General features: G+C 61.4%; 12 protein-coding genes and 1 pseudogene. 10 read left to right on the forward strand and 3 right to left on the reverse strand.

Features of this window, described 5'->3' with window-relative positions; translation table 11 throughout:
- Positions 1-190: 190 nt before the first annotated feature.
- The 7 genes and pseudogenes from BVER_RS21030 (at position 191) to BVER_RS21055 (ending at position 7,027) form a co-directional block, all read left to right on the forward strand.
- On the forward strand, positions 191-439 hold the full coding sequence (locus BVER_RS21030; RefSeq protein ID WP_050454941.1) for a pentapeptide MXKDX repeat protein: 249 nt from the start codon (positions 191-193) through the stop codon (positions 437-439).
- Positions 440-703: 264 nt separating this feature from the next.
- A pseudogene (locus tag BVER_RS35995) lies at positions 704-898 on the forward strand (SulP family inorganic anion transporter); the annotation flags it as partial.
- Between the two features lie 58 nt (positions 899-956).
- Positions 957-2,180: a SulP family inorganic anion transporter gene (locus tag BVER_RS21035; RefSeq protein WP_232316690.1), complete on the forward strand. Its 1,224-nt coding sequence runs from the start codon at positions 957-959 to the stop codon at positions 2,178-2,180.
- 353 nt (positions 2,181-2,533) lie between these two features.
- A complete protein-coding gene (gene hpnI, locus BVER_RS21040) occupies positions 2,534-3,760 on the forward strand; it encodes a bacteriohopanetetrol glucosamine biosynthesis glycosyltransferase HpnI (RefSeq protein ID WP_050454942.1) in 1,227 nt (408 codons plus the stop codon).
- A gap of 39 nt (positions 3,761-3,799) precedes the next feature.
- Positions 3,800-5,221, forward strand: a complete 1,422-nt coding sequence (hpnJ, locus tag BVER_RS21045; RefSeq protein ID WP_050454950.1) for a hopanoid biosynthesis associated radical SAM protein HpnJ — start codon at positions 3,800-3,802, stop codon at positions 5,219-5,221.
- 4 nt (positions 5,222-5,225) lie between these two features.
- A complete protein-coding gene (hpnK, locus tag BVER_RS21050) occupies positions 5,226-6,038 on the forward strand; it encodes a hopanoid biosynthesis-associated protein HpnK (RefSeq protein ID WP_050454943.1) in 813 nt (270 codons plus the stop codon).
- Complete coding sequence (locus BVER_RS21055) at positions 6,035-7,027, forward strand: lysylphosphatidylglycerol synthase domain-containing protein (RefSeq protein WP_050454944.1); 993 nt, start codon at positions 6,035-6,037, stop codon at positions 7,025-7,027. The genes hpnK and BVER_RS21055 overlap by 4 nt, the downstream gene beginning before the upstream one ends.
- Here the strand turns inward: BVER_RS21055 and BVER_RS21060 are convergent.
- From BVER_RS21060 to BVER_RS21070, 3 genes are all read right to left on the reverse strand, one after another.
- Complete coding sequence (locus BVER_RS21060; protein ID WP_050454945.1) at positions 7,011-7,397, reverse strand: MAPEG family protein; 387 nt, start codon at positions 7,395-7,397, stop codon at positions 7,011-7,013. The two genes, BVER_RS21055 and BVER_RS21060, sit on opposite strands and share 17 nt — an antisense overlap.
- Before the next feature lie 70 nt (positions 7,398-7,467).
- Positions 7,468-7,866, reverse strand: a complete 399-nt coding sequence (locus BVER_RS21065; protein WP_050454951.1) for a histidine kinase — start codon at positions 7,864-7,866, stop codon at positions 7,468-7,470.
- Between the two features lie 20 nt (positions 7,867-7,886).
- Positions 7,887-8,666, reverse strand: a complete 780-nt coding sequence (locus BVER_RS21070) for a COG4705 family protein (RefSeq protein WP_050454946.1) — start codon at positions 8,664-8,666, stop codon at positions 7,887-7,889.
- A gap of 334 nt (positions 8,667-9,000) precedes the next feature.
- Between BVER_RS21070 and BVER_RS21075 the strand changes: the two genes are divergently transcribed.
- Genes BVER_RS21075 through BVER_RS21085 form a run of 3 tightly spaced genes read left to right on the forward strand, consistent with a single transcriptional unit; the run spans position 9,001 to position 14,418 of the window.
- The gene (locus BVER_RS21075; RefSeq protein WP_232316691.1) at positions 9,001-10,314 is read left to right on the forward strand and encodes a TolC family protein; all 1,314 of its coding nucleotides are present in this window, start codon (positions 9,001-9,003) and stop codon (positions 10,312-10,314) included.
- Positions 10,304-11,374, forward strand: coding sequence for an efflux RND transporter periplasmic adaptor subunit (locus BVER_RS21080; protein WP_050454948.1), 1,071 nt, complete (start codon positions 10,304-10,306; stop codon positions 11,372-11,374). Before BVER_RS21075 ends, BVER_RS21080 begins: the two co-directional genes overlap by 11 nt.
- Positions 11,371-14,418 carry an efflux RND transporter permease subunit gene (locus tag BVER_RS21085; protein ID WP_050454949.1) on the forward strand — a complete coding sequence of 1,016 codons (3,048 nt, stop codon included), beginning with the start codon at positions 11,371-11,373 and terminating at the stop codon, positions 14,416-14,418. The genes BVER_RS21080 and BVER_RS21085 overlap by 4 nt, the downstream gene beginning before the upstream one ends.
- The last annotated feature ends 156 nt before the right edge of the window (positions 14,419-14,574 follow it).

A 14,574-nucleotide genomic window follows, 5' to 3' on the forward strand; every position in this document is an offset into this window, starting at 1 on the left:
GGGCAGGTTGACGAACTGGACATTCATCAACTTACACCACGGCCACCCCTGCCTCTGCGCTCCTGCCGCCTCAGCGTTTTTGCACATCACTCAGCGTTTTTGCACATCATTCTGCACACTACCTGGTTCGGCGGCTCCTGAGTCCGCCGGATATCACTTCGACTGTGTCAAACCACCAAGGAGAGCAACAATGAAACGACTCATGAGCGCAGTACTCGCTGCAACCTTGTGCATGGGCGCGAGCGCCGCATTCGCGCAGGCAAGCGGCGCGATGGCCAATGGCGCGATGTCGCACGACTCGATGAGCAAGGACGCGATGTCGCACGACGGCATGAAAAAAGACGCCATGTCGCACGACGCGATGGGCAAGGATGGCAAGATGAAGAAGCACGACTCGATGGGCAAGGACCACGCGGCATCGGGCGCGATGGCGCAGTAAGCAGAATCACCGCAAACCGGACGCCGACGCGTCCGGTTTGCGTTTTTGCACCTCGCAGGCGCGCTTTTCACCGGCCTGTTAAAATTCCCTTCCGCAAGACGTCGAACGGCTGAATCGTCTCGGCTGCAAACGTTATCTGTTTTCACGGCACGGATCGCTCGCAATCGCCGGGCGGTGGCCGAATCCCGGTAATACCCCTTTTTTCGCGCGCCGCGTGTCAGTTGCGTGTCGCGTCTCATGTTTTCCTTCGACACGAGCCCTGCCATGAGCCATCCCGCAACCGGGACCGATCCGTCATCGCGCGCCCAACTCGTTCGCGAAATTCTCGCGGGCGTGGTGACGAGCCTCGCGCTGATTCCCGAGGTCATTTCCTTCTCGTTCATCTCGGGCGTCGAGCCGCGTTCGGCGCTGTTCGCATCGGTCGTGTTGCTGGTCGTCACGTCGCTGTTCGGCGGACGTCCCGCGATGGTCACGTCGGCGGCGGGCTCGGTCGCGCTCGTCGTCGGACCGATGGTGCATGCGCACGGCGCGGGCTATATCCTGCCTGCCTGCGGTGTTGCTCGGCGGCTTGATACAGGTCGCGTTCGGCTTGCTGGGTTTGGCGCGCATCGTGCGCTTTATTCCGCGTTCGGTGATGCTCGGCTTCGTCAACGCGCTCGGCATCCTGATCTTCTGCGCGCAGATACCGCATCTGCTGGACAAGCCCGTCGCCGTCTATGTGCTGTTCGCGCTGACGCTGGCCATCGTGCTTTTCGGGCCGCGTTTCACGCGCGCGGTGCCCGCGCCGCTGGTGGCGATCGCCGCCGCGACGGGGCTTGCGATCGCATTGCACTGGAGCGTGCCGACCGTGGGCGGCGACCGGCCGTTGCAATCGGATTTGCCGGGCCTGACCGTGTGGCTCGTGCCGTTCGATTTGAGCACGCTGAAAATCGTCTGGCAGACGGCGGTATCGATTGCGTTCGTCGGCTTGCTGGAGACCTTACTCACCGCCAAACTCGTCGATGAAATGACCGAGACGCGCTCGAACAAGACGCGGGAATCGTGGGCGCTCGGCCTCGGCAATCTGTGCGCGGGCCTGTTCGGCGGCATCGCCGGTTGCGCGATGATCGGCCAGACCGTGGTGAACGTGGGCATCGGTGGGGCGCGCACGCGCGTGTCCACGCTTGCCGCGGCCGGCATGCTGCTGCTGCTCATGACGGGCCTGAATTCGGTGATGGCGCGCATTCCGATGGTCGCGCTCGCCGCCGTGATGATGGTCGTCGCGGTCAAGACGGTGGACTGGCACAGCCTGCATCCGGCGACGCTCAAACGCATGCCTTTGCCGGAGACATCGGTGATGCTGGTATCCGTCGCGCTGACGGTCTATACGGGCAACCTCGCGATCGGTGTGGTCGGCGGCGTGCTGCTCGCGACGATGCTGTTCGCGCGCCGCGTGGCGCATGTGATCCGCACGATTCGCACCGTCTCCGACGATGGCCAAAGCGTGCGCTACGAAGTGCATGGGCCGCTGTTCTTTGGCAGCAGCAACGATCTGGTCGACCGCTTCGAGTATGCGAGCGATCCGCGCCCGGTCACGATCGATTTTTCGAAGTCGCAGATCTGGGATGCATCGACGGTCGCCGCGCTCGATTCCATCGAAGTGAAATATCGTCAGCACGATATCGCCGTGCAATTAATCGGACTGGACGAACGCAGCCGCGCATTCCATGCGCGTCTTAGCGGTAATCTGAACGTCAACTAAGTCTCAATTTCTTAAGCGGCTGGCTTTGACGCCAGTCCGCTTGCCTCGTATTTCCCCTCATCTTTATCGCGCGTCACGTCTGACGTCACGTCTGACATCGGCGCGAAATCTCCCTTGAGCAAGCTCGCGAAAGCGCCCTGGCTTAGCACGCGCTTGCTGCTGCGTTTCGGCTGACTTTCATTTCGCGTCCGACACGTGACGTTTCACACTGCTTAAGTTAAGTATATCGACCGCAGGCTTCCGGTTTTCGTTCGCATTTCCTTCAGTTCAACATCAGAACACGAAGAGGAAATTTCCATGCAACGCCGCTTGCCGATGGTCCTTAAAGAAGCATGCGAGTCGGGGAAAATCGCATGACGCTGCATTCGATTCCGATTGCGGTCTGGTTGCTCATCGGGCTGTGTTGCGCGGCTTCGATTCATGCGACGCTCGTCGCGCTGGTTCATCCGGGCTGGTATTCGTCGGCGACTGGATCGCGGCGCAAGGATGGCGAAGACAACGCTCTTGCGGCTGCATCGATCAGCGTGCTCAAGCCGTTATGCGGCGCGGAACCGCGTCTCTACGCGAACCTCGAAACGTTCTGCAGGCAGACGCATCCTTCTTATCAATTGCTGTTCGGCGTCGCGAGTGCGGCGGACCCGGCGGCGGGCGGCGTGCGTCATCTGATGCGCGCTTATCCGCAGCACGATATCGAGCTTGTCATCGATGCCACCGCGCACGGCAGCAATCGCAAGGTCGGCAATCTGATCAATCTGGCGACGCGCGCGCACCACGATATTTTCGTCATCGCCGATAGCGATATCGCGGTGGAACCCGATTATCTGAAGCGCGTCACCGCGCCGCTCGCCGATGCGGATGTCGGCGTGGTGACGTGTCTTTATCGCGCGCGCCGCGTCGGCGGATTTTGGGCGCGCATGGGCGTGTTGTTTATCGACAAGTGGTTTGCGCCTTCGGTCTATCTGGCGAACTGGCTCGGCGTCAAGCGCTTCGGCTTCGGCGCGACGATTGCCGTGACGCGCGATGCGTTGACGCGCAGCGGCGGCTTTGAAGCCTTGCGCGATTGTCTTGCCGACGACTACTGGCTCGCGGAGCGCGTGCGGGCGCTGGGCCTGCGCACGGTGCTGTCCGAAGTGCTGGTCGCGACCGATGTGATCGAACGCGATCTGGCCGCGTTATGGCGACGCGAAACGCGCTGGCTGCGCACGATCCGCTCGGTCAATCCGCTGGGCTTCGCGTTTCTGTGCATCACGTTCACGATGCCGTGGCTGTTGGCGAGCGCGTTGTTAAGCCTCGGCTTCGATTCGAGCGGCGCGGACTTCGCGCAGTCCACGGCGGACACCATCGTCGATCTGAGCACGTCATTCGGCTTGAGCGCGCGGCTGTTGCTGCACTGGCGCAGCGCACGTTCGATGCGCGCATTCTGGCGCGATCTGCCGCTGCTTCCCTTACGCGATGCGTTGATGTGGCTGCAATGGTGCGCCGCGTGCTTCGGCTCCAGCGTGCTATGGCGCGACGCGCGCATACCCGTCGACGATTCGCAAACCATGCGCGGCGTCGGCGACGCGAGCGATAGTCACTAACCGCATTTCTCTCGATCCCTCACGAGACTTAGAATCATGATGCAAACGCTCTTTCTTCAAGCGCCGTCGTTCGACGGTTTCGACGGCGGCGCGGGGTCGCGCTATCAGGCCAAGCGCGAGATTCGCTCGTTCTGGTATCCGACCTGGCTCGCGCAGCCGGCCGCGCTGATACCGACAAGCCGCGTGCTCGATGCACCCGCCGACGGTCTGTCGGTCGAGGCGACGCTCGATATCGCCGCGCGCTATGAACTGGTCGTGATCCACACCAGCACGCCGTCCTTCCCGACCGACGCGCTTTTCGCGGAGAAGCTCAAGGCACGCGCGCCGTCGATTCGCATCGGCATGGTGGGCGCGAAGGTCGCGGTTGATCCGCATCCGTCGCTGACCGCAAGCGATGCGATCGATTTCGTCTGCCGCGAGGAGTTCGATCTGACGTGCAAGGAGATTGCGGAAGGCAAGCCGTTTGCGTCGATCAAGGGCTTGAGCTACCGCTTGCCGGATGGCTCGATCGAACATAACGAAGCGCGTCCGATACTGGAAAACATGGACGAATTGCCGTTCGTCGCGCCGGTGTACAAGCGCGATCTGAACATCGGGAATTACTTTATCGGCTATCTGAACTATCCGTATGTGTCGATCTACACGGGGCGCGGCTGCCGATCCCGCTGCACGTTTTGTCTGTGGCCGCAGACGGTCGGCGGGCATCGCTATCGCGTGCGGTCGGTCGAGAACGTGCTCGAAGAAGTGAAGTGGATTCGCGACAACATGCCCGAGGTCAAGGAGATCATGTTCGACGACGATACCTTTACCGACTTCAAGCCGCGCGTGGAAGAGATCGCGCGCGGACTCGGCAAGCTCCGCGTGACGTGGTCCTGCAATGCCAAGGCGAACGTGCCTTACGCGACGCTCAAGATCATGAAGGAAAATGGCTTGCGGCTCTTGCTAGTGGGCTATGAATCGGGCGACGATCAAATCCTTCTCAACATCAAAAAGAGCTTGCGCACCGATATCGCGCGACGTTTTGCGGACGATTGCAGAAAGCTCGGCATCAAGATTCACGGCACTTTTATTCTGGGCTTGCCGGGCGAAACCAAAGAGACGATCGAGAAGACGATTCAATACGCGAAGGAAATCAATCCGCACACGATTCAGGTGTCGCTTGCCGCGCCTTATCCCGGCACCACGCTCTATAAACAGGCGGTGGAAAGCGGCTGGCTCGAAGAGAACAAGGTGATCAATCTCGTCAGCAAGGAAGGCGTGCAGCTCGCGGCGATCGGTTATCCGCATCTGTCGCGCGAAGAGATTTATCATGATCTGGAGCGCTTTTATAAGCGCTTCTATTTCCGACCGTCGAAGATATGGGAAATCGTCCGCGAAATACTGATGAGCTGGGACATGATGAAACGCCGCTTGCGCGAAGGCGTCGAGTTCTTCCGCTTTTTGCGCGCGCACGAGGCATGACATTGTGCGCGGATTGATCGTCACCGCCGACGATTTCGGCCTGCACGAACGCGTGAACGAAGCCGTCGAACGCGCGCATCGCGAAGGCGTGCTCGATTGCGCGAGTCTCATGGTCAGCGGTCCCGCTGCACGCGATGCGATCGATCGCGCGCGCCGCTTGCCGCGCTTGCGCGTGGGCTTGCATATCGTATTGGCCGATGGCGCGCCGACTTCGCCATTGCACGCCATTCCCGCACTCGTCGATACGAACGGACGTTTCGGCGATCGCATGGTGCGCGATGGTTTCCGTTTCTTTTTTCTTCCGTATGTGCGTCGGCAATTGGCGAGGGAAATTCGCGCGCAATTCGAAGCATTCGCGGCGACGGGTCTCGAACTCGATCACGTCAATACGCATAAGCATTTTCATCTGCATCCGACGGTGCTGTCGCTCATTCTCGACATCGGCAAGGCATTCGGCTTGCGCGCGATGCGCTTGCCGCGCGAAATGAGCGGGCCGTCCTTGCTTGCGCCTTGGGCTGCGTTGATGAAGGCGCGTCTCGAGCGAGCGGGCATCGCGCATAACGACTGGGTGGCGGGTATCGCATCGACCGGCCGCATGAACGAAGCGACGATGCTCGATCTGCTGGCGCGCGCGCCGGACGGCGTGCTGGAGGTGTACAGCCATCCCGCTATCGATGAAGCCGCGCCAATCACGCACGCGATGCGCGATTATCGTCACGCGGACGAACTCGCGGCATTGTGCTCGCCGCGTGTCGCGCAAGCTATCGCCGCGACGGGCGCCAAGCGTGGCGCATTCTCGGACGTCTTCGCAGCATGAAGCACTTGCTCAAATGTCTCGCGTGCTTGCGCTGGCCCGTTGCGATTGCGCTGCTGATCGCGCTCGCTTTGCACGAAGGCATGTCCGAAGCGTTTGCGCTGATTCAGCACACTGGGCCGATTCTGCTTTGGCTCGTGCCGCTTCACGCGCTACCGCTTTTACTCGATGCACGCGCGTGGCAATTGCTGCTCGCCGATCGTCTGAGCTTGCCGACGTTGTGGTGGATCGCAACCGTGCGCGAAGCGGTCGGCCGCTTGCTGCCGGTGCTCGGTATCGGCGGCGAACTGATCGGCATTCGTCTTGCTGTGCGTTATGCGAGCGATGTCAGTGTCGTGAGTGCATCGGTGATCGCCGAGACGCTTATCACGATGGCCGTTCAATACGCGCTCGCGATGCTCGGCCTTGCGATCTTGTGCATGCATCTGAATGCCGCCGATGGCTTGCCGCGAATCATCGCGTGGGGACTGGCGATGTCTTTGCCCGTGGCCGTCTGTGCGTTCGTGGTCGCGCATCGCGGCGCGCCGTTTCATCGGCTCGAAGCGATGGCGCGGCGCTGGATAGGCGATTCGCATGAACTCGTGGCACGCCTCGACGGCAAGCGCCTCGATGGCGAAATTCGCGCGTTGTTGCGCAATACATCGCTGTGCGTGCGAGCGTTCGCATGGCAATTCGCGGGCTACGTGCTCGGCGCAACGGAAATCTATCTCGGGCTCGCGATGCTTAAGCATTCGGTGTCGATCGAAGGCGCGATAGCGATCGAAGCGCTTACGCAATGCGTGCGCAACGCCGTGTTTATTCTGCCGGCAGGACTCGGCGTGCAGGAAGCCGCGATCGTGGCGATTGCGGCGGCATTCGGCATCGAACGGGAAGCGGCGCTATCGCTTGCCTTGGTCAGGCGCGCGCGCGAATTCGCCTGGGGCGGCATTGCGATGATGCTGATGCGCGTTGCAAGAAACGCCGGCATCGGCGCGTTCAAGCGATCAGTCTGACGCATAGCGCAATGCCCGTCACATACGTGCCGACCGCGCCGAGAAAACGAAACGGATTGGGTTTGGACATCGTAGGCCACGCGATCAGACCGATCACGAGTATCAAGCGGCATGCGGTCGCCGCGACGATAAGCCCGAGCGTCGCCGAAGAGGGCGAATGTGCGCCGAGATACAAAAACAGAAGCGCGAAAAAAGGCGCATATTCCGCCGTATTGGCGTGTTCGCGAACCAGCTTGTAAAGCGTACTTGTCGGATCGGGTTCGCAACCGATGATCGTACCGGTGCGAAAGCGCATCATCGAAATGCTTAGACCGAGGCCGAATAAAAGCAGCCCTAGCAGGGTTGCACATGCAAGCGCGATTGGGTTCATCTGACGGCACTCCCTGAAAGCCCGTATGTGTCGATGATAGACATCAGGGAGCGCGAGCGCCAAGGCAAAGTCAGGCCGCGAGCTTGTCCATCGTTGCGAGAAGATCGGCCAGCGCACGCTTGCATTTCGTTTGTTCAGGCGCTTTGGCGCGCAACGCTTCCAGCGCATTGTCGATTGCCTTGTCGAGCGTGTGCCAGTCGTGCGCGGCGCGCGGCTTCAGTCCCGCTTCCGCGTCGTCCCACGATACTTCCAGATCCTTGATGCGCGTTTTCGCGCCGGCCAGATCGCCCTTGTCGACCTTGGACGCGGTATCGGCGGCAATGCTGCGGAACGACGATAAATCGCCGAGCTTCGATGCGGCATGCGCTTCCGTCGCGATCTCGAAACCGGAAGGCGAAAGCGCCGAGAAAAAAGCCGCCGCGCCGATAACGAAACTCATGGCGATCGTGCGCGTTCGAATTGAAATCATGATGTGCTCCATTGAAAAGTTCAGGCGGTGCTGGATTCCGTCGATGACGGTCTTTGCGTGCTGAGATAAGCGACGAGTGCGACGATGACAACCAGAAAGATGACGCTCGTATAAATGGTCCCGAGCCCCACGCCCCCATATTTCGGCGATTGCGATAACAGATCGCCCAGCGATGCGCCCAAAGGACGTGTCAGCACATAGGCGATCCAGAATGCGAGCACGCGATTCATACCGCAATAGGCAGCAAATGCAGTGACTGCGATGAGCGCGCCGAAGATGATCACGCCGAGCGTGAAGCCCCAGCCGAGCGCTTCGGTTGCGAGATCGCCAGCGGCGGTGCCGAGCGCGAAGGTGCAAAGAATGGCCGCCCAATAGAACAATTCGCGCCGGCGCGTATCGATCGAGCGGATCGACAGCATGCTTTCGAAGTGATACCAAAATGCGAAAACGGCGGCGAGCAACGTGGAAAATGCGGCAGTGCTCGCATAAAGACTCACGCCTGCCGCGTCGGTCAGCGCATCGGTGATTTGCGTGCCGACCACGCTAACGAGAACGACCGTAAGCCAGTAAAGCCACGGCACATAGCGGCGCGCACGCACTTGCATGAGAAACGCGGCGATAAGCAGCGCGCCCGTGATCGCATCGGTCGCGAGCGTGCCGAGGCCGACGTTCACCGCGAGATAGTCGGCACCGGTTTCGCCGACCGTGGTCGACAGAATCTTGATCACCCAGAAAATCAGCGTGACTTCCGGAACCTTGTTGAGGGTCCGTGTGAGAGTGGCGTTCCGCGCGGCCTGCATCGTAGTCTCCCGTGCTCGATGATCGACGGGACAGTCGATCCGCGAAGTGCGGACGAAAGCTGTCGCGTGCAGGGAGACTTTCGTCAAGGTAACTTAGGCGGCGCTTAGCAGCGCTGACGCTAAGAAAACAGCTAAGAATATTGCTAAGAAACACTATTTTTTTACTAAGTCTCTTCTAAGCCGGCGCTTGCAAGCTGCGGATCAAATATCTTGAATAAATCCGGAGTTGCGATTGACCGCTTCATGCTCTTTAAGCAGACCGTCGCTCAGGACGGCGGTCGTGCTGCTGTGCGTGCTAGCCTTACCCGCATGTACCTGGTATAGACGCGAGCCGTTGAATCCCGTCGATACATCGACATCGACGACATCGCTCGAACGGATGCAGATCGATCCGCGCACCATGCCGTTGCCGGAACTGGCCTCGCATCGCTTTGATCCATCCGATGGACTCGATATCGAAGAAGTCGCGATGCTGGCGGTCGCGAACAATCCCGATCTCAAGCTGGCCCGCGCCGACCTCGATATCGCTCGCGCGCAGGCATTTTCGGCGGGCTTGCTGCCCGATCCGCAAATCGCGATTTCGAGCGACTATCCCGGTGCACTCGATACGACGCGCGCCTTCAATTACGGCTTGAGCATGGACGTGATGGCGATCGTCACGCGCGGCGCGAACAAGGCATCCGCCGATGCGACCGTCGTCAAGACCGACCTCGGCTTGTTGTGGCAAGAGTGGCAGGTGATCGCGCAAGCCAAGCAGTTGTTTCTCAAGGCGCGCTTGCAGGATGAGACATTGCCGATGCTGCATCGCTTGCAGGAACTCTCGCGCGTGCGTTATGAACGCACGGCGCAAGCCGCGCGCGAAGGCAATCTCGCATCGGATGCGACGAGCGCCGCGTTGCTCTCGTATAACGACACGCGCAAGCAATGGACCGATGCCGAACGCGCGGCGGAACAGACGCATCATGATCTTAACGCGTTGCTGGGTGTATTGCCGGATGTGAAGTTGCAACTCGTCGACACACGTGACGGCGATTCGGCCACGCCGAGCGAGCAGACGATCGACGCCGCGTTGACCGATCTGCCGCGCCGACGTCCCGATCTGCTCGCGTTGCAGGCGGGCTACGAAGCGCAGGAGCAGAAGTATCGCGCGGCCGTGATGAGCCAGTTTCCGAGCCTGACGGTCGGCTTCAATCGCGCGCGCGATACATCGAACATCTACACGACAGGCTTCCAGATCAACCTGAGCCTGCCGATCTTCAATCGCAATCGCGGCAATATCGCTATCGAACAGACGACGCGCGCACGCATGCGCGAGGAGTATCAGATCCGGCTCAATCAGGCGTATGCCGATGTGGCCCATCTACGTGGAGATAGCGCCATTCTGCTCGATCAACTGCACGCGGCCGTGCGCGCGCTGCCCGATGCGGATACGGCTGCGCGTAACGCGCAGCAAGCCTACGACGCGCACGACCTCGCGCTCGGCGCGTACACCGACGCACAAGCCGCCGCGCTCACGCGCCGGATCGACATCGGCACGCTGGCGGAAAGCTTCGCGGAACAGCGCGTCGCATTGCAAGCGGTGCTCGGCAGCGCGATTCCGGACGCGATTCTCGATACTCCCACTTTCTCCGCACACCATGCCGAATAGATTTATTTATGTCGCGGCGCTGCTTTGCGTCGCGCTTTCCAATCCTCTTTTCGCGGATGAACCTTCGGTCGCCGTGCAAACCGTCGCGCCGCAACGCGGCGTGATCGCGCAACCGGTGCACGCGTATGGCGTCGTCGATGCATCCGCCAGCAATCTGGTGACCGTGAACTTGCCGTATGTCGCGCGCGTGATGCGCATGCTCGCGCAAAGCGGACAACGCGTCGCGCGCGGCACGCCGCTGTTCGTCGTGCAGGCGGATCCTGCCGCGGCGCTGGGCTTCGTGCAGGCGCGCAGCGCGGCGACACTCGTTCAGGACGAAATGGCTCGCACGCAATCGCTCTACGACAAAGGGCTCGCGACAGCATCGCAACTCGCGGTAGCGAAAAAGGCCGCGCAAGATGCGCAGGAAACGCTGTCAGCGCAACAAAAGCTCGGCGCGACGTTGGGCGACAAGACCGTGACCGCGACGGAGGCAGGCGTCGTGCTGCAAGTGCAGGCGGGCAACGGCGATCAGGTGCAGGCTGGCGCGCCGATTCTGCAAATCGCGGGTAGCGGCGGTGCACGCGGCAACGTGATGCTGGGCGTCGAACCGGCCGATGCCGCGCGTCTGCACGCAGGCGACCCGCTGACCTTGAACGGACTGTCCACCCCACTCGCCGATGCCTCGATCAAAGGCAGCGTGGTGCTCGTCGGCGCATCGATCGATCCGCAGACGCAACTCGTCGATGTCGCGGCGAACGTGCCGCTGACTGGTACTGCGTTCATTCCCGGTACGCGTACCGGTGCGGATATTTCGACATCCGAAGGATCGCATTGGATTGTGCCGCGCAATGCTTTGTTGAAAGATGGAAAAGGCGCTTACGTATACCAAATCGCTAAGAACAAGCACGCGCATCGCGTGAATGTCGCGCTCAAAGTGGAAAACGGCGCGCGTTACGGAGTCGATGGTCCGCTGGATGCAGCATTGCCGCTCGTCGTCTCCGGCAACTACGAACTCGCCGACGGCATGACGGTACGCACGCAAGCGACGCCGGCGGAGCAGGGGAGCGCGTCCCGATGAAGTTCAGTCAATGGATGCAGACGCATACGCGCTCGTTGCTGTTTGTGATCGCGCTCGCCGCGATTGCCGGCGCGCTCACCGCCTTTCGTCTGCCGATCTCGCTGTTCCCCAATGTGGCGTTTCCGCGTGCCGTCGTATCGCTCGATGCGGGCGATCGTCCCGCCGAACAGATGACCGCGCTCGTCACGATGCCCGTCGAGGAAGCGCTGCGACGCGTGCCGAACGTGCGCGACGTCGAATCGAAAACGAGTCGTGGCGCAGCCGAGATCTCGATCAATTTCGATTGGGGCACGGACATGGCGCAAGCCACTTTGCAGGCGCAATCGGCCATCGGCGAGATACTCGGCACCTTGCCGGCGGGCACGACCATGCAGGTGCGCCGCATGGACCCGACGGTGTTTCCGGTGATCGCGTATAGCCTGACGTCGAAGACGCAGAGCCTGTCCGCGCTGCGCGATCTCGCGCAATTTCAGATGCGGCCGTTGCTGTCGTCGGTGAGCGGCGTCGCGCGCGTCGATGTGACGGGCGGCACGCAGGACGAGTTCGAAGTCGGTATCGATCCGGCGCGACTCGCGGCGCACAAGCTATCGGTAGCGGAGGTCACGAAGGCTGTGAGCGCCGGTAACGTGCTGGTGGCGAACGGCCGTATCGAGGATCATTACAAGCTCTATCTCGTGATCTCGAACGTGACCGTCACGACCATCGATGCATTGAAGCAGGTCGTCGTGCAGAGCAACGGCGCAACGCAAGTGCGTCTCGGCGATATCGCCGACGTGCATGCAGGCGTCGTGCCGCAATGGATTCGCGTGACCGCCGATGGCGCGGATGCCGTGCTCGTCAACGTCTATCAGCAACCGGGCGCGAACAGCGTCGCGATGGCCCGTGCGATTCGCGCGCGTCTCGCGGAGTTTCAGCATCAGTTGCCCGCCGGAACGACGCTTGCCAATTGGTACGATCAGAGCGAACTGGTGGTGGCGTCGGCATCCAGCGTGCGCGATGCGATTCTCGTCGGCGTCGTGCTCGCGGCGCTGACGTTGTTCGCGTTTCTGCGCAACTGGAAGATCACCGTGATCGCGGTGGCGCTCGTGCCTGTCGTGATGGCCGCGACCATTCTGCTGCTCGATGTGTTCGGCATGGGCTTCAACATCATGACGCTGGGCGGCATGGCCGCTGCCGTGGGCCTCGTGATCGACGATGCCATCGTGATGATCGAGCATATCGTGCGACGCATGCGCGAGCATGGCGCCGATGCGTTCAAGGGCCGCGTGATGGCCGCCGCGATCGAATTCACGCGGCCGCTGGCGGGATCGTCGGCGGCAACGCTGATCATCTTCGTGCCGCTGGCGTTTCTCTCAGGCGTGACGGGTGCCTTTTTCAAGGCACTTTCCGTCACGATGGCGAGCGCGCTGTTCATCTCTTTCCTCGTGACATGGCTCGCGGTGCCGACACTGTGCGATCGCTGGCTCAAGGCGCACGATGCGCAAGAGCATCGCGAATCGCGGCTGATGCGCTGGACGCTCGCGCGATACCGCGCGCTTGTCACGCGCGTCAGCGCGATGCCCTGGCTCGTTCTGCTCGGCATCGTGCCGCTCGCGATCGTCGCGGTGATCGCCTTCATGCGCGTGGGCAGCGGCTTTATGCCGAGCATGGACGAAGGCGGTTTCGTGCTCGACTATCACACGCAACCCGGCACATCCGTCAGCGAAACCGATCGTCTGATGAAGCAGATCGAGGCCATCGTGCGCGCGAATCCGAATGTGGCGACCTATTCGCGTCGCACGGGCGCGGGTCTCGGTGGCGATCTTAACGAGCCGAATAAAGGCGATTTCTTCATCAAGCTGAAGTCGGGCAATCGCGAACCGATCGATGTGGTGATGGAGGAAATTTGCTCGAAGGTGGAAAGTCAGGTGCCGGGCGTGAGCATCGAGCTCGCGCAATTGATGGAAGATTTGATCGGCGATCTGACCGCCGTGCCGCAACCGGTGCAGATCAAGATCTACTCCGACGACTCGAATACGCTCGATACCACCGCGCGCAAGGTGGCGGCATCGATCGGCAAGATACCGGGCATCGTCGATGTGAACGACGGCATCAACCCAGCAGGCGATGCGCTCGAATTGCAGATTCGCGCCGACGCGGCCGCTGCCGAAGGCATGGACCCGCAATCGATCGCGCAAGCGGTGACGCATATGGTCGAAGGCAATGTCGCCACGCAATTCCAGCGCGGGCCGAAGACCATCGGCGTGCGCGTGCAGGTCGCGCATGCGCTGACGCTGACCGATACGCAACTCGGCGCATTGCAGATCCGCGCGCCCGATGGCCATATGTTCGCGCTGGACCGTGTGGCGAAGCGCGTGCCCGTGAGCGGTCAGCCGGAAATTACGCGCGACAACCTCAAGCGCATGGACGCGGTGACCGCGCGTATCGACGGACGCGATCTCGGCTCGACCATCGCCGATGTGCAAAAGGCGCTGTCCGCGCCCGGACTCTTGCCGAAGGGCGTGTACTACGAACTGGGCGGTTTATATCAGCAGCAACAGATCGCGTTCAAGGGATTGATGGCGGTGTTCGGCGCGGCCGTCGCGCTGGTCTTCAGCTTCTTGCTGTTTCTCTACGAGCGTTTTCGTATCGCGCTTGCCGTGCTGGCGATGCCGTTGTTCGCGGCGGGCGCGGTGTTCATCGGCTTGTGGGTGAGCGGCATCGAGTTGAATATCTCGGCGATGATGGGCATGACGATGATCATCGGTATCGTCACCGAAGTGGCGATCTTCTATGTGTCGGAGTTCGACGGTCTGATCGCGGAGCAGGGCATGGAACTCTCGCACGCGTTGATCGAGGCGGGCGCGAACCGCATGCGTCCCATCGCGATGACGACCATCGCCGCGATACTCGCGTTGTTGCCGCTGGCGTTCGCCATCGGACAAGGATCGGCGATGCAGCAACCGCTCGCGGTCGCGATCATCTCGGGACTCATCGTGCAGATGCCGCTCGTGCTCGTCGTGCTGCCCGCGCTATTGCGTCTGTTGATGAAAAACGGGCGCTGATGCGCGCCCGTCGTATGCCTGCGATTTGTCGATCAGTAACCGTACCAGCCGCGACGGCGCTCGTACTCGCGATGCGCGCGCCATTCCTGACGCTCGCGCCATTCGCGTTCGCGCCAGTCTTCGCCATAGACGACCGGCGCGGGCACGGCTTCATAC

The organism is Candidatus Burkholderia verschuerenii, from assembly GCF_001189365.1.
GTDB classification, from domain to species: domain Bacteria; phylum Pseudomonadota; class Gammaproteobacteria; order Burkholderiales; family Burkholderiaceae; genus Caballeronia; species Caballeronia verschuerenii.